General features: G+C 39.1%; 14 protein-coding genes and 1 pseudogene. 5 read left to right on the top strand and 10 right to left on the bottom strand.

Annotated elements, in window-relative coordinates; genetic code table 11:
* Positions 1-170: 170 nt before the first annotated feature.
* Positions 171-1,076 carry a tRNA 2-thiocytidine(32) synthetase TtcA gene (ttcA, locus tag I6L31_RS16075; protein ID WP_004990137.1) on the bottom strand — a complete coding sequence of 302 codons (906 nt, stop codon included), beginning with the start codon at positions 1,074-1,076 and terminating at the stop codon, positions 171-173.
* Positions 1,077-1,582: 506 nt separating this feature from the next.
* On the opposite strand from ttcA, the gene I6L31_RS16070 reads away from it, so the two are divergent.
* Both I6L31_RS16070 and htpX read left to right on the top strand, forming a co-directional pair.
* Positions 1,583-2,440: a lytic transglycosylase domain-containing protein gene (locus I6L31_RS16070; protein ID WP_004990140.1), complete on the top strand. Its 858-nt coding sequence runs from the start codon at positions 1,583-1,585 to the stop codon at positions 2,438-2,440.
* Positions 2,441-2,589: 149 nt separating this feature from the next.
* A complete protein-coding gene (gene htpX, locus I6L31_RS16065; RefSeq protein ID WP_004990141.1) occupies positions 2,590-3,495 on the top strand; it encodes a protease HtpX in 906 nt (301 codons plus the stop codon).
* A gap of 66 nt (positions 3,496-3,561) precedes the next feature.
* Here htpX and I6L31_RS16060 read toward each other — a convergent pair whose 3' ends face one another.
* From I6L31_RS16060 to I6L31_RS16050, 3 genes are all read right to left on the bottom strand, one after another.
* Positions 3,562-4,140: a DUF4112 domain-containing protein gene (locus I6L31_RS16060; RefSeq protein WP_004990144.1), complete on the bottom strand. Its 579-nt coding sequence runs from the start codon at positions 4,138-4,140 to the stop codon at positions 3,562-3,564.
* Positions 4,141-4,271: 131 nt separating this feature from the next.
* Complete coding sequence (mgtE, locus tag I6L31_RS16055; RefSeq protein ID WP_004990145.1) at positions 4,272-5,621, bottom strand: magnesium transporter; 1,350 nt, start codon at positions 5,619-5,621, stop codon at positions 4,272-4,274.
* 239 nt (positions 5,622-5,860) lie between these two features.
* On the bottom strand, positions 5,861-8,959 hold the full coding sequence (locus tag I6L31_RS16050) for an efflux RND transporter permease subunit (RefSeq protein ID WP_005003457.1): 3,099 nt from the start codon (positions 8,957-8,959) through the stop codon (positions 5,861-5,863).
* A gap of 386 nt (positions 8,960-9,345) precedes the next feature.
* Between I6L31_RS16050 and I6L31_RS16045 the strand changes: the two genes are divergently transcribed.
* A complete protein-coding gene (locus I6L31_RS16045) occupies positions 9,346-9,723 on the top strand; it encodes a diacylglycerol kinase (protein WP_005003455.1) in 378 nt (125 codons plus the stop codon).
* Between the two features lie 178 nt (positions 9,724-9,901).
* Here I6L31_RS16045 and I6L31_RS16040 read toward each other — a convergent pair whose 3' ends face one another.
* The 4 genes and pseudogenes from I6L31_RS16040 to I6L31_RS16025 all read right to left on the bottom strand — a co-directional run.
* Positions 9,902-10,180, bottom strand: coding sequence for a gamma-butyrobetaine hydroxylase-like domain-containing protein (locus tag I6L31_RS16040; protein WP_005003454.1), 279 nt, complete (start codon positions 10,178-10,180; stop codon positions 9,902-9,904).
* Positions 10,170-11,162, bottom strand: coding sequence for a HEAT repeat domain-containing protein (locus I6L31_RS16035; RefSeq protein ID WP_005003451.1), 993 nt, complete (start codon positions 11,160-11,162; stop codon positions 10,170-10,172). Before I6L31_RS16035 ends, I6L31_RS16040 begins: the two co-directional genes overlap by 11 nt.
* Before the next feature lie 63 nt (positions 11,163-11,225).
* The gene (locus I6L31_RS16030; protein WP_004990164.1) at positions 11,226-11,471 is read right to left on the bottom strand and encodes a 4Fe-4S dicluster domain-containing protein; all 246 of its coding nucleotides are present in this window, start codon (positions 11,469-11,471) and stop codon (positions 11,226-11,228) included.
* 18 nt (positions 11,472-11,489) lie between these two features.
* A pseudogene (locus I6L31_RS16025) lies at positions 11,490-12,536 on the bottom strand (fumarate reductase/succinate dehydrogenase flavoprotein subunit); the annotation flags it as partial.
* A gap of 171 nt (positions 12,537-12,707) precedes the next feature.
* On the opposite strand from I6L31_RS16025, the gene I6L31_RS16020 reads away from it, so the two are divergent.
* Both I6L31_RS16020 and I6L31_RS16015 read left to right on the top strand, forming a co-directional pair.
* Positions 12,708-13,931 carry a tyrosine-type recombinase/integrase gene (locus I6L31_RS16020; RefSeq protein WP_004885576.1) on the top strand — a complete coding sequence of 408 codons (1,224 nt, stop codon included), beginning with the start codon at positions 12,708-12,710 and terminating at the stop codon, positions 13,929-13,931.
* Between the two features lie 101 nt (positions 13,932-14,032).
* On the top strand, positions 14,033-15,241 hold the full coding sequence (locus I6L31_RS16015) for an IS256-like element ISAba26 family transposase (RefSeq protein ID WP_000343018.1): 1,209 nt from the start codon (positions 14,033-14,035) through the stop codon (positions 15,239-15,241).
* A gap of 88 nt (positions 15,242-15,329) precedes the next feature.
* On the opposite strand, the gene I6L31_RS16010 is transcribed toward I6L31_RS16015, so the two are convergent.
* Together I6L31_RS16010 and I6L31_RS16005 are read right to left on the bottom strand one after the other, a co-directional pair.
* Complete coding sequence (locus I6L31_RS16010; protein ID WP_004885574.1) at positions 15,330-17,063, bottom strand: UvrD-helicase domain-containing protein; 1,734 nt, start codon at positions 17,061-17,063, stop codon at positions 15,330-15,332.
* Positions 17,064-17,068: 5 nt separating this feature from the next.
* A complete protein-coding gene (locus tag I6L31_RS16005; protein WP_005003443.1) occupies positions 17,069-19,165 on the bottom strand; it encodes an ATP-dependent nuclease in 2,097 nt (698 codons plus the stop codon).
* Positions 19,166-19,462 lie beyond the last annotated feature (297 nt).

Below are 19,462 nucleotides of genomic sequence, written 5' to 3'. Positions count from 1 at the left end.
AAATCAAGCATAGACAACATCATTTTGAAGCAATTTGCTTGTGCATTGTTATAGCACGTTCTTTTTATTTTGAGCTAACCTTTTTTGTACGCACCATTCATTTCTGATTATTTTCAAACTCATTGTGTAAAAAAAATGCTAACTTATAAGTAAGTTAGCATTTAAATCGCTTATTCGGCAGCAAAACTCAGATTAACAACATCCAGTTTTTTCTTGATTTCTTCAGGGTCTTTAAAATCCAATTCACGTTGTGAATCAAGTACTTCAAAATCAAACAATTCACGATCTGCCAATTGTGATGGTGAGACATTTTGCAAAGCACCAAAGATACTGTGTAGGCGTTTTGGATACTGTTTGTCCCATTCACGTAACATGTCGTTCAACATGGCACGTTGCAGGTTTTCCTGAGAACCACACAAATTACATGGGATAATTGGGAACTGACGCATTTCGGCATATTTGATGATGTCTTTTTCTTCAACATAGGCCAAAGGACGAATCAAAATATTCTTTTTATCTGAAGATAAAAGTTTGGGTGGCATCGCCTTCAGACTACCGCCATGAAACAGGTTTAAAAAGAAAGTCGCAATAATATCATCACGATGATGTCCAAGCGCGACTTTGGTCGCCCCAATTTCCTGAGCAAAACCATAAAGCGAACCACGACGTAACCGTGAGCAAACGGCACAATAGGTTTTACCCTCAGGGGTTAAACGCTTGGTAATGGTATAGGTGTCTTTTTCCAAAATGTAATAGGGAATATGATTTTCTTCCATATAACGTGGCAAAACATCTTCTGGAAAACCCGGCTGTTTCTGGTCCAAATTTACTGCAACGATATCAAAATTAATCGGCGCGATACGTTTAAACTGCAATAAAATATCCAGCAAAGTGTAGCTGTCTTTGCCACCAGACACACACACCATGACTTTATCGCCATCCTCAATCATCTTAAAGTCACGAATCGCATGACCGACCTGACGGCGGAGCTTTTTGAGCAAACGATAATATGCTGAACTGGTTGGCAGCTCAGGTTTAAAATTAAATCCCTGATCGGACTCAACTGGCGAGTACATAGACACACGTTACCATAAGAAAAATACCGCATAATTTTATCCGATTCATCCATGAAGCGCACCTAAAGAATTTTAATTTCTCTGCTTTGTCATTTTTAAGATTTATACTGGTGAGCTTTAAAGAAAAAATTAAGCCTGATTGAGTAAGATTTGGTCAAGATGCTTATATTTTGGACTTTTCCACAGTTTTCCACAAAACCTGTGGATAAAATTGTGGATTTCTTTAGGCTTGACAAAGTATTGTGATGTGAAAATAAGGCTTTTGTTTAAATTGATCATTTTTTAATCAATTATTTTTATTTATATTTTTCAACAATTTAATCATGTCAAGCAGACTTTTCTAAAATATTTTTTAATTTTTTTTTGATGAAGATTCAGACAAAAAAACTTGATTTTATTTGTCAAACAGCTTTAAAAAAAACTAACATCAAATCTAGCCAATTTACTTTTTTTTGTTAAACTAGATTACGTGACGTTACACATTTTGATACAGCGAATAATATACAATGAAAAAGAGTGTGCATTTTTCTTTACATTTTATTTTGGGGGCAGTCGTTACAGCCATAATGACTGTAGCTACGCATGCTGGACAAATTTACATTTATAAGGATCGAGAGGGCGGCACCTTACTGACCAATCGAAAAAGTTCGGATCGCTCACTGACAAAAATTAAAGCCACGTATTATCCAGACAGTAATATTCATTCTTATCGCAACTGGGGCAACTCTGAAGCCGCCGTTTTACCAAGCTATAGTAAAAATAAGAATGCATTTGATCAAATTATTCGTCAGGCGGCTCAACAGCATGGTATTTCTGAAGGTTTGATTAAAGCCGTCATGCATACTGAGTCGGGTTTTAATACCAATGCCCGCTCGCCTGTAGGTGCACAAGGTTTAATGCAACTGATGCCTGCGACAGCGAAGCGTTTTAATGTGTCTAATGTTTATGATCCCTACGAAAATATTTTTGGCGGCGCCAAATATTTAAGCTGGTTGCTGAAACGCTTTAATGGTAATACTCAACTCGCATTGGCTGCGTATAATGCAGGCGAAGGTAATGTCGATAAATATGGTGGCATTCCCCCTTTTCGTGAAACACAAGACTATGTGCACCGTGTGACCAGTCGCTTTAACAATCTTTACGCCTCAGGGGTGAGTAATAGTTCGACGACCACACCAGCGCCTCAAATTATCGCCCAGTCTGCCAATTATAGCTCGGCGACAGCCGCTAATCCGCGTACCGATAACCCAACTAAATATAGTCGTCAGGTTATTTCTGTGTCGAATAACAGTTTTACCGATGCGCCAGGTACCTATGTGACTGATAATGCGACAGCATCTGCCAGAATTCATATTTCAAATTAGAGAGTTAGACTACATACAATAGTTAACTTAAAAACTCCTTAAATAAAATAATAGGTCTTGAATTTTTAAGAAAAGCCCCTCATATTTAGCCTAATGATTTTAGGATCATGCTGTATTTTATTTTAATACCCTAAAAGAGGATTTACTCAATGATGCGGATTGGTTTGTTTTTGCTAACCAACCTCGCGGTACTGGTTGTAGCTGGCATTATTTTGTCACTCTTCGGTGTCGGTAGTTACCATGGCGCGGGTGGCTTAAATCTAGGCAACCTCTTGGTCATCTGTTTTGTGTTTGGTATGGTTGGCTCTCTCGTTTCACTGTTCATGTCTAAATGGATGGCGAAAAAAACCACAGGCACAGAATTGATCGATCCGAATGCTCCACGTAATCAGGCGGAAGCATGGTTATTGCAAACTGTTGCAGAACTTTCGCAACGTGCAGGCATTCAAATGCCCGAAGTGGGAATTTTCCCCTCTTACCAGTCCAATGCATTTGCAACCGGCTGGAACAAAAACGATGCGCTTGTATCTGTGTCAAGTGGTCTGCTTGAGCGGATGAATAAAGACGAATTACGTGCAGTACTGGCACATGAGATTGGTCACGTTGCCAATGGTGATATGGTCACGCTTGCTCTGATTCAAGGTGTCGTCAACGCCTTCGTGATGTTCTTTGCGCGCGTGATTGGTGATTTTATCGATCGTAACGTATTTGGTCGCCAAGACGGCGAAGCGCCAGGCATGGGTTATTTTGTCGTGACCATTGTACTGGATATCGTGTTTGGTATTTTGGCTTCAACGATTGTGCTATGGTTTTCACGCCAACGCGAATACCGTGCCGATGAAGCAGGTGCACGTTTAGCCGGTAAACAAGCCATGATCTCTGCATTGTTACGCCTACAAGCTGAATCTGAACTGCCTGATCAAATGCCAAAAGAAATGAAAGCATTTGCGATTGCTGAAGGTAAAGAACAAGGCTTTAGTTTAGCCGCATTGTTTCATACTCATCCGAGCATTGAACAACGTGTTGCTGCGTTGCAACAGTTAAATTGTCCATAAGTTAATGAAGCAATGAAAAAAATGCCAGTCCTGATTGACTGGCATTTTTTATTGATGGGATCACAATCACTGACGACTTTGATACAGTGACCAAAGATAATGCGTTCCCATCCACAGACCGGCGACTAAGAATATTAGAAAAATCAATCCAATCAAATCTGGTAAATGCAACCAAATCCAGCTCACCACAGGATTTCGCCAAAATGCAGACTGTTGCTGTTTTCTTTCCAGCGCTTCATGCAGATACGGGTGTATCAGATGTGATTGACTTTGAATTTGATATTCTTCACGAATATGTTCATGTACGATATCCAGCGCCTTGCGACTCGGGCGAATAAAAATATCAAATAATGTTCCTGCAACTGGAATACAGCCTACCACCGCATCCATCGCAGCCAGTTTTATTACTGGATTCAACTTATGTTGCGGTACGCCAATTTGCCTGGCTTTGTAAATGGCATAACAAGTCAACGCAAATCCTGCTGCATCGCCAGCAAAAGGAATTGTACTTAAGGCGGCATCTGCTCCTACGCCTTGCTTGGTAAAAGGAATACGCACCACGCTATCCATCATATTGGCGAACTTGGCCAAATCGCGCTCTAGCTTAATGACTTCGTGTTCTGTTAATTTTTTTTGTTCCGTCATAAAAACTCTAAATCAAATGGATTGAAGTAGTTTAATGCATTCCAGTATTTTTGTTCTGACTTTCATCAAGGGTCTGGTGATCTTTCACAGATATTACAACTAGGAATGAAATGTCAGTAGATCGTAATTCTCTAGATGTTCACTTGATTCAACAACTGAGCAGCAATAAATAAATAAATGATCACTCCTGTTGCATCACAAATCGAAGTGACTAATGGAGCTGATGCACTAGCAGGGTCTAAACCGAGTTTATCTAAAATAAAAGGCAAACTCATTCCAATGATACTACCAATCAAGACAATGCCGATCATGCTTAAAATGAGCACTAATGCGACCATCGCATCGCCACGAATATAGCCTAATATTGCGACTGCAATGGCCATGGTAATTCCTAACCCTAAGGCGACCAGACATTCTCGACCAAGCAATTTAAACCAGTCTTTCATGACCACGTCACCCGTGGCTAAAGCACGAACCATCAAAGTGGCCGATTGCGAGCCTGCATTTCCTCCACTTCCAACCAATAATGGCAAGAAAAAAACCAATACAATATTAGATTGAATCACCGATTCAAAATGTGAAATCCCTAAGCCTGATAACAAACTGCCAAAGACCAGAATCACCAGCCAAAATACTCTTTTACGATAAAGTAAGAAAAGCGATGCTTCCTTGATATTTAAACTGGGTGCTGAAGCCTCTACCCCACCCACTTTTAAAAAGTCCTCATTGGCTTCTTCACTGGCGACATCCATGGCATCGTCATAAGTTACAATACCCAACAAAGTCCCTTGATGGTCAATCACTGGAAGTGCAATTAAGTCATAATGCGCGATTTTCTTAGCAACTTCATCTTGATCATCATCCACATAGGCACTAACCACATCAGTATTCATTAACTCTCGAATCAACTGTTGTAAGGGCGCTAAAACCAGTTCATGCAATGACACTACCCCGATCAGATGACGTTTTTCATCAATAATATAAGATTCATAAATGGTTTCCGCATCAGGTGCCTGTAACCTGATCGTCTGCATCGCCTCTGCAACAGTCATGTCCTGATTTAGCGTGACATATTCTGATGTCATGATTGCGCCAGCGGTTTCCTCCTGATAAGTCGAAAGACGGCGTATATCTTCGCGTTGTGCTTGAGCCAACGCGGGCAGTAAAGCTTGTTGTTCTTGAGAATCCAGACGTTTGAATAAATCGGTACGCTTATCTGAGGGCATTTCAGAGACGATTTCAGCTAAACTCGCTCGTGAAAACTCATGTACCAACTTGGCTTGATAAGCAGGATCAATTTTGGCAAAGATTTTCGCACGGCGCGGTAAGTGTTCCAAAAGCTGACAACTGAATTGTGCTGGCATGTGTTCTAACACTTCGGCAATATCTGCCTTTTTCATGCCCGCAACCAATGTAATAGCTCGCTCAATATCAAATTGAGTCATCGCTTCATAGACTTGAGACAAAAGCGCAGCATTCATGATCGACCCTCAAAAACTGAAGCAGTGCTTCAAACTTCATCTGTTTATGCTTATAAAGTATGCCTAGACACGAATAAAAATTAGACTATTCTGTCTGACTTAATTTTATTTTTTACCTGAATTAATCGATCGAATACATATCAAAAAGGTAACGATGACTTGAACGGCTATCAAATTTTCAATCAAGATTCAGCCGTTCAATTTTTGGTTTTGTTTTTCATCAGATAATCTTTTTGATTTCATCGTTTAGCTGGCTGGTATTTAAACATAGAGCGAATCACGACATACATCAATGGAATGAATAGAAGAACCAGAATCGTGCCGAATAACACCCCACCAAAAACACTATAACCAATGGCCTGACGGCTGAGCGCACCTGCGCCCGTAGAAAACATCAACGGTACCACACCTGCACCAAAAGCCAGTGAAGTCATGAGAATAGGACGTAAGCGCAAACCCGCAGATTTTAAGGCAGCATCAATTGCACTGGCACCCTGCTCTTGCAAGTTCGCGGCAAATTCCACCATCAAAATCGCATTTTTACAAGACAAGCCAATCGTGGTCAGTAAAGCAATTTGAAAATAAATATCATTGGCAAAGTTAAACCAATAACTAAACAGAATGGTTCCACCAATGCCTAATGGAATCGCCAGCATCACCACGGTTGGAATCGACCAACTTTCATAGAGCGCAGCCAAGCATAAAAAGATAAATGCAATCGAAATAATATATAGCCAGATCGCCTGATGACTCGATTGCAATTCTTGATATGAGAGCCCACTCCATGCCAAACCGATATCTGGCATATCAGTAACCATTTGGCTGATCTGCTGCATCGCCTGACCTGTACTAGAACCATTGGCAGCATCGGCTTCCAGTTCAATCGCAGGATATCCCATAAACCGCTCCAACAAGGGCGGCGCACCTTGCCATTGCACAGCACTAAACTGATTAAACGGGATCATTTGACCTTGGCTATTTTTGACAAACCAGTAACTTAAGTCTTCAGGTTTAGAGCGATAAGGGGCATCACCTTGCAAATAAACCCGTTTGATACGACCACGATCAATAAAGTCATTGATATAAGTACCGCTCCATGCGGTTGATAAAGTTCGATTGATATCATTGACATTGACACCATTGGCCATCGCAATCCGATGATCGATTTTAATGTTTAATACCGCCTGATCATCATTACCTTTTTTATCAAGATTGCTGACTTGCTGACTCTTTGCACTTTGCTGTTGTAGATTTTGAAAACTAGCAATCAGTTTGTCACGCCCCAAACCTTTGACATCCTGTATCCAGAAATCCACTTTATCTGAATTCCCCAAACCACGAATCACTGACGGCATTAAGACATTAATTCGTGCCTGATTATTTTTTGAAAAATATTTCGAAGCTCTGGCACGAATTTGTTGTGCGCTATTTTGATTACCCTTACGATCATCCCAATGTTTTAATGATACATAGGCTTGCCCTAGATTTTGCCCTGTTCCTGAAAAATTACGACCATTAATCACCATAATGCCATTGGTGTTGTTCTTTTCAGTGGTCTGAAAATAATCAGAGATTTGTTTACCAACTTCTTCAGTTTTACTCAATGGCGTCCCTTCAGGTAAAGTGAATTGAACCATTAAGGCGCCCTGATCTTCCTGTGGCAGGAAACTCGTCGGCAATGCCCGATAAATCAAAACAAAGCTGACAATCAAGAGGATAAAAGCAGCACCAGAAATATATTTAAAATCAATGGATTTTTTAGAAAGTGTTAAATAATGGTTTTTAAGTTTATCCAGACTGCGATTAAACCACTGCGCCCATCGGAACTGCTTGTTTTGGGGTTTGAGAAGTACAGCACATAAAGCAGGCGTTAAGATCAAAGCGACCATTAAAGACAGTGCCATCGCTGCGACAAGAGTAATCGAAAATTGTCGATAAATAATTCCCGTTGCGCCACTAAAAAATGACATCGGAATAAAAACCGCGGTGAGCACCAAAGTAATCCCCACCAAAGCGCCACCAATTTCCTGCATGGACTCAATACTGGCTTGTCTGGCATCGACCTGTTGCTCATGCATAATCCGCTCGACATTTTCAACCACCACGATGGCATCGTCGACCAATAAACCTATTGCGAGTACCATGGCAAATAAGGTCAAAGTATTAATACTCATCCCCAGAACGGACAAAATCGCAAATGTCCCTAATATCACCACAGGGACGGTGATCGCGGGGATTAAGGTGGCGCGCCAATTTTGTAAAAACAAAAACATGACCAAGACCACCAACACGATGGCTTCTATCAATGTTGACACGACTTGGGAGATTGACTCTTTGACAAACGGCGTGTCATCACGTGGATAAATCACAAAATAACCGTCTGGCAAATTTTTCTTGAGGGTTTCGACTTCGGCGTACACCGCTTTTGCGGTTTGCATCAGATTTGCACCTACTGCAAGGGAAATCGATAATCCTGAACCTGGATAACCATTAAGTCGGTTAAACACCTGATAGTTTTCAGCACCGACCTCAACCCTTGCTACATCTTTAAGATAGACAAAACTGCCATTTTGATTGGCTTTGATAATAATATTTTCAAATTGTTCTGGCGTTTGCAGCAGTGAACCCGATGTCACTTTGGCATTCAAATATTGATCATGGCTGGCTGGTAATTCACCAATTGCCCCTGCCGCAACTTGGGTATTTTGATTTTCAATTGCAGTACGGACATCACTGACCATAAGTTGATATTGTCTAAGTTTGGTCGGATCTAGCCAGATCCGCATCGCGTATTGCGAACCAAAAACATTAACCTCACCGACACCTTCGATACGGCTTAGATTCAGCTCAAAGTTATTGCTTAAATAATCAGAAATATCAATATTGCTTGAGCGACCAGAACGGTCACCCAATCCAATCACCATAAATGAATCACTTAAGGATTTACGAACCGTAATCCCCTGACGCTGTACATCATCTGGAAGACGATTAATCGCACCATTCACGGCATTTTGCACCTGAACCTGTGCTTCATCAGGATCTGTCCCTTGCGCAAAATACAGACTGATGCGACTGCTACCATTGGCATCACTACTGGAACTAAAATACAGTAAATGATCAATTCCCTTGATCTGTTGCTCCAAGACTTGAGTCACGCTATCTTCAACAGCCTGTGCATCGGCACCGCTATAGCTTGCAGAAACCGTAATCCGTGGTGGCGCAATATCTGGATAACGCTCAACAGGCAAATTTAAAACTGAAAACAAACCCACCGCCATGACAATAATGGCAAGTACACAAGCAAAAATGGGACGATCAATAAAAAATCTGGAGAGCATGAGCGCTTTACTTCCAATGTAAGGGAGCGAAATGTCAAATAAAAATGTTCAGTTGCAACGATGATCAACTTGAATAATCTATTGATAATCAATGAGTCTTTATTTAAATACAAGTATTTTTAATATAAATTTTCAGAGCAGAAAAAAAACGGATAAATCATGGAGATTATGTATAAAGACTGCGATTTTAAGGGCTTTTCTTCATCAAAAAAACATCAAAACGTCATCACCCTGTCAAATTATATCGGCATGCTACCCAATCAACCTTTTTTTAAATCAGGTTGTTGAAGATCGATAACAATCATCAAAAAATTTCTACATTCCTCATATAGTCTTAAGTAAAATTCTTCAAACTTCAAAGCATCATTTGATAACGGTAAATGTCCATGAAAACCACCTCTCCTTCTCCATACAAGGGTCAAAACGGCATCAAGCGCATTCTCAATGCGACAAGCTATTCCATCTCGGGTTTTAAAGCTGCATTTAAACTCGAAGCCGCATTTAGACAAATTATCTTGCTGAATATTGTGTTATTGGTGGTGAATTTCAGTCTGGATTTCAGCCCAGTTGAACGGATTTTACTGATTGGCGTTGGTTTCATTGCCATTATTGTTGAATTATTTAATTCTGCGATTGAAGCTGTGGTGGATCGAATTTCACTTGAAAAACATGAACTGTCTAAAAATGCCAAAGATATGGGCAGCGCTGCTCAATTTGTTGCCTTAAGCCTGATCGCAATCACTTGGTTGATTGTTTTATGGTGATAAAAATAATATCTCTAATTTTATGATGGGCAAGGCAAAAAAATCAAAGATGCTTATACCTATTTAAGTAAGATATAAACATCCCAATATCAAAGCCATATTTTACAAAGTTTAGCAAGGAAAAAAGTAAATAAGGAGACCCTAAACTTTTAGCCAATAGGCTAAAACAAAAAATCAGCTATAGATCAAGATTTTTCAAAAATACCCATGGAAAAATACCTTGATCATGTCCATCACTAAAACAGATTTGAGCGCCATACCCCTGATCAAACATAGCGGTAACTTGCACAGTATGTGCATCTACATCCGCTTGGTGACGTAGACGTTTGGCCTTACAGAAACCACAAGGGCAGATTTCGCGAAGTTGTTGATGGGTGATGAACAGATCCTTATCGGGCCATTTGAATGCAACGGTATGTTGTTGTACATCGACATGGATATTCGGTTTAAGTTGCATGCGCATATTCCCGAATCTGATCCAGACCGATACGAATTGCTTTACGCACTTCAGGATCAGAATCCTGTTCATGATCGCGGAGTAGTTGCGTAGATTGCTCGCCACCAATCTCACCCAGTGCCAGTGCAACTTCCTTACGTAAATTACTGATCTCATGCTTGAAATTTTCTGCCAGACCGTCCAGCGCCAATCTTGATTTTAACAATCCCAGACTTCTGGTCACCGCAATTCTGACCTGCCAGTATGGATCCAGCAATAATGGTAATAAGGCTTGCTCAAGTGCAGTTGCCCTAAGTTTACCGATGGTCAAAGCTGCTTCGACCCGCAATTGCCAATCAGGAGCGTGTAAAGCACTTCCTAATGCAGTGCTGACTTGCGGCGATATCTGCTGAGTATAGCTCAGCCCCCCAGTCGCAATACGACGTGTTTCTTGATCAATATCGTTCTGAGCAATATCAGCCAGAATGTCTACGGCCTGCTGTTGTTGCAACCAGCTTAAAGCACTGACTGCCTCGCGACGTACATGAATATCGCGATGTTGGGTATGTTGCAAAATACGGTCATATGAAGCAATTGATCGTAATGGTTTAAGCGCACGCAATATGGCAATTTTTACCATGCTATTATTGGAGTCCAGATAAGGTGTAAGGATCTCGGCAGATTCAGGATTTTTTACTTCACTCAGGCTTTGTGTCGCCGCATCGACCACCATCATTGAGTCATCATTCAAGGCATTTGCCAATGCCTGTAAGGATGCTGAATCCTCCCAACCCTCTAGTCGTTTTGCCGCTTCCTGACGAACGATCACTGCGGGATCATGCTGTAGTGCATAATGTAACCATGGTAAAAGTTCTTCGCGTTCTTCTTCTGCAATGTGCATCAGGGTAATGAAACGAATTTTTTCATCATTCGTGTTCAACTGCCTAAAAAATTCTTGATCATCTTCATCAAGATCAAGCACTTGTGGGTATTGAATAGACATGTATTATCCTTTTTCGATGTTATGAATGCAGCTGTTAACCCTCTAGGTCATTCTTCCAATAAATTATTTCAATAAATATGGAATATTGACCTGAATCGCATCTGTCGGGCAGTCCTTTTCACACGGCATGCAGTACCAGCATTCATCAAACTGCATAAAGGCTTTTTGGGTATGCGGATCAATCGCCAGTAAATCCAGCGGGCAGACGTCTACACAAACCGTACATCCCTTGTCAGCAATACATTTATCTTCATCGACCAAAACTGGAGCGACGCTACGATGATTAATTTCTTTAAAAATAAGTGCCATTTGTCATGATCCTTCTGTTTAACCTGTCACAGTTTCTTTATGCGTTTTCTGGATACGAAGCTGATCATAGGACTGTGCTTCACTTTCATGAATCGGAACCACATAGGGTTCAATGGCCTTTTTAAAACTCACCATATTGCCTTGTTCATCTTTTTTCAGATGCGCATGGCAAAACCAGTTTTCGTTGTTTTTTTCGGGAAAATCTGCACGGTAGTGGTATAACCCCCAACGACTTTCAGTCCGAAAGAGTGATGCTCTAGCTGCCATTTCAGCGCAGTCCCGAATCACAGATACCTCTGCGGCGCGCATCAACTCATGTGGGTTGTGGACCGCAATCTGCAAAATATCCTGCTTGATTTCTTCAAAACGGCGCAAACCGATTTCCATCTTTTGTCGTGTTTTGGGCGGCTGTAAATAATCATTCACAAAGCGACGTAATTTATACTCGACCTGTTCAGGTGATAACCCTTCCTGACGAGATAACGGCGCATAGATTCTGGCTTTTTCCTGTTCAATCTCCGCCTGATTTAGCTTGCTGTCTTCGACATCCATCACGTATTGCGCGGCATTGACTCCAGCAAACCAACCATAGGTAAATGCACCTAACATATAATTATGCGGTACAGCGGCCATATCACCCGCACTATATAAGCCTTTGACCGAAGTTTCCGCTTTCTCGTTCACCCATACGCCGGATGCACTGTGCCCACTACAAAAACCAATCTCGGAAATATGCATCTCGACCATATCTTGACGATAATTTGTGCCTCGCCCTTGATGAAAACGCCCTCGGCTCGGACGCTCATTGCTATGTAAAATCTCCTCAATCGTCTGGATAGTCTCTTCGGCCAGATGATCAACTTTAAGGAATACAGGACCATTACCACTTTCAAGTTCCTGATAAAATTCCCACATCATCTGTCCGCTCCAGTAATCACATTCAATAAAGCGTTCACCTTTACTGTTGGCGGTGTAGCCACCTAGCGGTCCAGTAACATACGCACAGGCAGGACCGTTATAATCCTTAATCAGTGGATTAATCTGAAAGCATTCCAGATTGGATAATGCCAATTAACAATCTAACCTTCTATAAATACAAATCACATTACAACCTATCCAATTGATTCAACGATATTTTTATTCTAACCTTCCATAACAATGTAATACATGCAATTACCAATTTTTGTGAGTAAGATTGTGAGTAAGCCCTTTCAAAAATAGCGTTACTCACAACATATGCTGAACGATTTAAAAATCAAAAGATTAAAACCACGTGAAGAATTATACCGCATGGCTGATCATTCAGGGCTCTGTATAGAAGTCCGCCCATCTGGTAGCAAATTCTGGCGTTATCGTTACCGCTTTCTTACTAAAGCAAAAATGCTCACAATCGGTAAATATCCTGAAATTACTTTAGCATATGCTCGATTAAAAACTATTGAATATCGAGAGCAACTTGCCAAAGGAGTAGACCCAATAGGTCACCAGAAAAATGAACGCCTTGAAGCAATTAAAGCAAATAATGGTACATTTCGGTTAGTCGCAAGTGAATTTATAAATTCCCGAAAAGCTCAACAATCCAAGGAATGGGAACAACGCCGAAGCAGTTATTTTGAGAAAGATGTTTACCCTCTTATTGGTAACAAACCTATTCATGAGATTGACTCTATTGATATTAAAACTGTGCTTGATAGCACTATGGCAAGAATCAAAAAATCAGGAAGAGGCACAGGAGAAGTTAAAGGGATTTTTGTAAGACAAATCATTGGTGAGGTTATGGAATATGCAATTATCACAAAACGCATTTCTATAGATCCTACTTATGTTCTTAGGGGTTACATTAAACAGCCAGATGTAACCCATGCCAGACCATTAACTGAGTCTGAAAAAAAAGTACTTATGCTTAAGCTCAATGCATACGGTGGCTCAATTAGCACACGAAATGCTATTAAAGCCGCAATATACACATGGCTTAGAAGCATTGAGATACGTCGAGGTAAAAAGGAATATATTGACTTTGAAGATAAGACATGGACGATTCCAGCAGTATCAAGGGCTGATATTTTGGCTGGCAAGCGCAATATGAAAAAGAACAGAATGCATGTTGTACCATTGTCTGACCAAGCCATTGAAATCATAAAAGAGCAATTTGCACTTTATCCAGATAGTGAATATATATTTGCAGGAGAAGACGGGGAAATGATGGGTAAAACCACATTGAATACAGCCCTGAGTAATATGAAATTAGAGTTCAGGATGCATACTCTAAGAGCAACTGCATCCACTGTGGCTAATGAGAATGGTTTTAATAAGGATTGGGTTGAATTACAACTTGCCCACGTTTCAGATAATAAAACAAGGGCATCGTACAATCATGCTCAATGGTTAAATGATCGTAAAACGATGATGCAATGGTGGGCTGAACATGTAGATAGTTGGGATAAAAATAATAATCTATAGTATAGGTATAAATTCTTTATTTTTTCGGGACTGTTCTAAATTTTGTGTAAGTACTTAATTTTCATTTATCCTTCAGAGGATAATTACAAAAGGTACTTCACATGGATGAAGCAACAATCAAAAGTATGGCTGCCGAATTGGCTAAAGGTCTAAAAACACCAGAAGACTTAAACCAAATGACAGCAGTCTTTAAAAAATTCATGATTGAAACTGCACTCAATACTGAACTTTCAGACCATCTCGGTTATGAAAAGCATCAGCCCAAGAAAGGCTCAAATAGCCGTAATGGGTTTAGTTCTAAAACCATTACAACTCAAGATGGACAACTGGCTTTAGATATTCCCCGTGATCGAGAAGGTTCATTTGAGCCACAAATTATCAAAAAGCACCAAACACGCATCACCAGTATGGATGACCAAATCCTCTCACTGTATGCAAAAGGAATGACTAATAGGGAAATTGTAGCCTTCTTCAAAGAAATGTACGATGCCGATGTGTCAGCATCTCTCATCAGCAAAGTTACCGATGCTGTGATTGAGCAAGTGACTGAGTGGCAAAATAGAGCCTTAGATAGCCTTTATCCTGTTGTCTATCTTGACTGTATTGTTGTCAAAGTCCGTCAGCACTCCAATGTGATTAACAAGTCCGTATACCTTGCTTTAGGCATCAATATGGATGGGCAAAAAGAATTACTGGGTATGTGGATTGCTCAGACAGAAGGTGCCAAATTCTGGCTGTCAGTCATGACAGAGCTAAAAAATCGAGGAGTACAGGACATTCTTGTTGCCTGTGTAGATGGATTAAAAGGCTTCCCTGACGCGATAGCCTCTGTTTACCCTCATACTGATATTCAACTGTGTATCGTGCATGTTGTACGCAATAGCCTGAGATTTGTAAGCTGGAAAGACTACAAAGCTGTTACGTCGGGTCTGAAAGCGATTTATCAGGCAAGTACAGAGGAAAATGCTTTAAAATCCCTAGACATCTTCTGTGATCAATGGAATCACCAGTATCCCAAAATTGGAGAATCCTGGCGGGCCAATTGGGAAAATATCCGAACGATCTTTAGCTATCCAGCCGAAATACGTCATGCAATTTATACAACAAATGCGATTGAGTCGTTGAATAGCGTAATACGCCATTCAACGAAGAAAAGGAAAATCTTTTCATCTGATGACTCAGTAAAGAAGGTCATTTACTTAGCAACATCAAATGCTGCGAAGAAATGGACGATGCCAATTCAAAATTGGCGTTTAGCAATGAATTGGTTTACGATTCAGTTCGATGATCGATTAAAAGATCATTTATAAAAAATGGAACTTACACAAAATAATTTACAGGCTCATTTTTTCCCAAAAAATATGTTTAAAAAGTTAGATACATAAGTTGAAAACAACTCTATGTATCTAAACTTAATTCTATTACATTCTCACTTCCAAATAGATTATTCACTGTTACAAGTGCTGTATCAGATAATGTCTGAGTAGCTAACACAGCCAGTCTCGTCATTGGGCGAGAAATCGATACATAGAAAAGATTACGAGCTCTATAAAAACCTTTTGTGTTTGCATTAGTCAACTTTTTAGTCTCAAGCAACTCGAGAAGCTGTGGCCATTTATAATTATTCCATCCACCACCTAAAACTACTAATACATTCTCAAACTCTGCCCCCTTAACACTGTGCTGAGTTGCAAATGGAGTTTGCTTTTCAATAAACTTTGTAACTTCGATTACTTCTTTATATGGAATTTCTCTTAATTTATTATAACGAAGTAGTGTTGAAGACATTTCCGTGTCAGGTGAATTTCTTAGAGAAATAAGCTCATCGTCTCGTCTAAGCACTCTATCTGGGGGGGAGGGACGTTTTGTCTGCTTAAGATGATCTATCACTTGCCCTATAGTCCCCTCTTGTCTTAGTTTTAATAATTGATCCATATCCCGTCGCCAACAAGATTTATCTTCATGCTTCGTTATTGCAGGCCTTGAGCCAAAGATTTTAAACATCTCACCATAATTTGATAAGCTATAGCTAACACTCATTGGTTCAACTATTTCTGCAAAAAATTTTATTACAGGGTCTTCTTTTTTAGCAAATTGATCATTACGTCCGTCAAATACTTTAATTAATTGAGGGTATCCTTGTTCAGATGCTAAAACATTATGGCTTAACATCAGTATCTTAGTTTTTTCAATATCCCACCCCTCATTTTGTAGCCTCTGTATCAAACTTGTACGAGTAGATCGAGCTATATCTATTGGTAAATCATCTTTAGAACTTCTCTCATCTGTTCGTTTCCCCTTATAAGAATTAGTATGAAAAAATCTAGCTTCACCTTTTGCATCTGGCGAACTGACAGCTTGTGGTAAGTCTAGTCTTAAATTATTTAATATATCTACAATTGCTGGAACTGATCGAAAATTTGATCCCTTTGCAATCTCTTCGATTGGATACTCTGCCAATTCATATTCACTACCATAAATAGTCTGCCAATGGTCTCCAAAAAGACCAAAAAGTGGTCCCACCTTTGGTTTTAAGAAATACTCTGTAATAGCATCCATAAATTGGCGATTGGTATCTTGATATTCATCAATAAAAACTACCGGAAACTGATTGCTAAATATTTTCCGAAACTTTTCTTTACTTAGTAATTTAGCCATCATCGTTGGGATATCATCATGACTCAGTGTAATTTTCTGATCATTAACACCAAAAAAGCCCAACTCGTATTCCACTGATTTAGACCCAATGCCACCACCTTGTTCAACTTTTTCTTTTCTTGAATCATCTTCAATAAGAATCTCTCTTATGGCTTTTTGAAATTGGCGCATAAAAGCCCATGAGAATCCATGTATAGTATCGACTAAAATTGCTGGATGGTCTTCAATTTCTTGGGCAATCTCATTTCTTGCAACTTCCGTATAAGTAATACAAGCTACTTTTTTACCTGTTTGCGTTAATGATCTACCACGCTCCTTAATAATGGATTTTAGAGCATGAACTAAAGAAAATGTTTTTCCCGCACCTGCGCCAGCTTCTAGCCGGAAACTTCGTCCTGCTTTTATAGCTGCATTAATTTTTGCTTCAGCTAGTTGAGCTGCAATTATTGCTGGATTGTCTAGAATCTCACTCATGCTACTTATTCGCCTGTAGTTAATTCATAGTTTGATTTTTTTATAGTGTCCATTTCAGATAACCAAATTAGACCTTCCTTGATATATCTTGGTGCCGACCAATCTTCTATTAGAATTGCATATTCTAAGGCGAAATCAGATTTAATAAGCCCTTGTGCTTTTTCCCAAGCAGCAACAGCAATATCTTGTCCTTCAGGTAATTCAAATTTAGAAAGATTAGCTAATATGAAAGCATCCTCATAACTTCTAGCGCATATATTAGTTTCTGGATCTTCTGGTATTTGATATGCAATTCTACGGAACTTAATTTGTTTCTCTTGAGCAGTTTTAGCAATCAAGACTGACGGGGAAATTTGACTATCCTCATTTTTAGCTTTTTTCTTAACTTTACCAGTATCATCGACTTCTTTAGGATAAAACCAGTTTTTAATGGCAGCATTAGATGTATTCTGACCATCAACTACTGGGCATTTCACCCATGCATCTTCCTGTTTTCCATTCTTAGTTATTTTGCCTTTTTTTGTTGAATCTAGATCAGTGATTACTAACGTTTTCAACTCCAGAAAGTCAAGGAGTGGATAAAAAATATGCGCATGTGCTCCACCAACCTCAACACAAGTAACATATTGTCTGGCTAGTTTTTGTGGTTCATCAAGAGACTCATCAACTAATTGACATAACTTTGGCATTAATAAACGTTCTGTTGTCCCTTCAACTAAGATAGCTTTATCAGCAAAGTAAAGATCACATTTCGTTAAGGTCATATGATGTAAAAATTTTTGATCTTTAACAGAAATACTACTCAACCCCTTCTTAAAATCTTTAACCTTTGTCTGACGTACGTTTTCTATCTTATGAATTTCATTATAAAAATATCTAACAGCATCAAATTTTGCAGCATTCGCAACATGTGGGGAGTGTGTTGTGATAACAAACTGGATATTCCATTTATCTTTGTTAGAATAATTTTCCGATAATTTTTGAACAGCCACATTTAATTGATTGATAAAAACCTCCTGCATTTGAGGATGTAAATGAGCTTCTGGCTCTTCAATAAATATTAAATGAGTAGCGGGGCTAATTGATTTTGATCTATAGATTTTGTGATAGCTTGCTAACTGTAGCAACATGTAAATCAAATTACGGGTTCCTAGACCATTATACCCTTCTGGTAAATGTACTCCATCAACTCCGCTATAAACGACCTTAGTATGCCCTGATAATAATGATTCCACGTTTAATGATGTCTCTGGTCTTATCTCAGTATCATTAAGACTTGGAAATCCCATTACGTTCATAACTGGTAATAATTCTTTAAGCATGCCATCAAAGTCGAGTTGGACATTATGCTCAATATTTTCAACAGATTGCTTTAATCTTATAGCTAAATTTTGATCTGCCTCAGCAGCAGATGGTGCTGTAGCTGTCTTAAATAGCTCACTAAGCAATTTACCTATTACATCAGCATCCCCTAGTTTTGTTTTATCAAGATTTCTTTGAGCTAATACAAAGTTACATTGTAATAATGCTGTTAAAGCAGATGTGCCTTCAAAATCTCTCGTATTTGTACTATCAGTAGGATCAATTGCACTTACATGAACCCCATAAGCTTTAGACAAATTACCCTTCAAATTTTTATAAAAATGTGTACGAGGTTCAACCACTGCGGAAGATGGGGTAAGGTCAAAAAGCAAATGCATATTTTTCAAAATAGGCCGATACTCAACTCGCGCAATAGCCGTTGTAGAGTCTTCATCTAAATCAATAATAAAAGGGGATAGAGAACCTAAATCAGGAGAAAGTTTATTATATTGAAATGTAAGTATAAGAGAAATTCGAGGAAGTGTTTCGAATATTACTTCTGAACTTTCCCCCGCCTCTCTTAATTCTTTAGCTTTTAAAAATTTTTCTCGTGATAAAACTGAAAAATCCTCTAGCCGAAATCTTGTTCCAGATTCACCACAAAAACAATCAAAAATACTGGTAAAAGATGTCTTTCCACTATTATTACGTCCAACAATTACAGTTGAATTCTCTTCCAATCCGAATTCGACATTCTCAAGAAGCCTAAAACCTTCTACTTTAATTTTTTCAATGCGCATTATTATCCCCAATTATTTATTTTAAGCTTTTAAAAATTCGACTATGAATATAGCTTAATAACTAAGATATTATTATTTCTAAAAATAATAATATACAACTTAAGCATAAACTTTTTAAAGCTATCTAACATAATCTTCAAAATAGAAATTGCCATCTCTACAAGCTAACTACGACTGAGCCTTTTTTCAACACAATAGATCAGTAACGTAAACACATCGAATAGTTTTCAACTTTAATTTTACTTCAATCAAAGCTTGTCTGCCGCCCGTCTTAATATTTATCCTGATATAAGAAAT

It is taken from the genome of Acinetobacter septicus (assembly GCF_019355975.1).
Taxonomy (GTDB): Bacteria; Pseudomonadota; Gammaproteobacteria; order Pseudomonadales; family Moraxellaceae; genus Acinetobacter; species Acinetobacter ursingii.
The sequence above is the reverse complement of the archived record's forward strand: the minus strand, read 5'-3'. Positions and strand labels throughout refer to the sequence as shown.

What these genes read in the sequence shown, in the direction of transcription:
- I6L31_RS16005 (WP_005003443.1), bottom strand. Translation starts at nt 19,165, where the DNA reads ATGCGCATTGAAAAAATTAAAGTAGAAGGTTTTAGGCTTCTTGAGAAT.
- I6L31_RS16040 (WP_005003454.1), bottom strand. Translation starts at nt 10,180, where the DNA reads ATGCAACTTAAACCGAATATCCATGTCGATGTACAACAACATACCGTT.
- I6L31_RS16035 (WP_005003451.1), bottom strand. Translation starts at nt 11,162, where the DNA reads ATGTCTATTCAATACCCACAAGTGCTTGATCTTGATGAAGATGATCAA.
- I6L31_RS16020 (WP_004885576.1), top strand. Translation starts at nt 12,708, where the DNA reads ATGCTGAACGATTTAAAAATCAAAAGATTAAAACCACGTGAAGAATTA.
- mgtE (WP_004990145.1), bottom strand. Translation starts at nt 5,621, where the DNA reads ATGAATGCTGCGCTTTTGTCTCAAGTCTATGAAGCGATGACTCAATTT.
- I6L31_RS16070 (WP_004990140.1), top strand. Translation starts at nt 1,583, where the DNA reads ATGAAAAAGAGTGTGCATTTTTCTTTACATTTTATTTTGGGGGCAGTC.
- I6L31_RS16060 (WP_004990144.1), bottom strand. Translation starts at nt 4,140, where the DNA reads ATGACGGAACAAAAAAAATTAACAGAACACGAAGTCATTAAGCTAGAG.
- htpX (WP_004990141.1), top strand. Translation starts at nt 2,590, where the DNA reads ATGATGCGGATTGGTTTGTTTTTGCTAACCAACCTCGCGGTACTGGTT.
- I6L31_RS16010 (WP_004885574.1), bottom strand. Translation starts at nt 17,063, where the DNA reads ATGAGTGAGATTCTAGACAATCCAGCAATAATTGCAGCTCAACTAGCT.
- ttcA (WP_004990137.1), bottom strand. Translation starts at nt 1,076, where the DNA reads ATGTACTCGCCAGTTGAGTCCGATCAGGGATTTAATTTTAAACCTGAG.
- I6L31_RS16045 (WP_005003455.1), top strand. Translation starts at nt 9,346, where the DNA reads ATGAAAACCACCTCTCCTTCTCCATACAAGGGTCAAAACGGCATCAAG.
- I6L31_RS16050 (WP_005003457.1), bottom strand. Translation starts at nt 8,959, where the DNA reads ATGCTCTCCAGATTTTTTATTGATCGTCCCATTTTTGCTTGTGTACTT.
- I6L31_RS16015 (WP_000343018.1), top strand. Translation starts at nt 14,033, where the DNA reads ATGGATGAAGCAACAATCAAAAGTATGGCTGCCGAATTGGCTAAAGGT.
- I6L31_RS16030 (WP_004990164.1), bottom strand. Translation starts at nt 11,471, where the DNA reads ATGGCACTTATTTTTAAAGAAATTAATCATCGTAGCGTCGCTCCAGTT.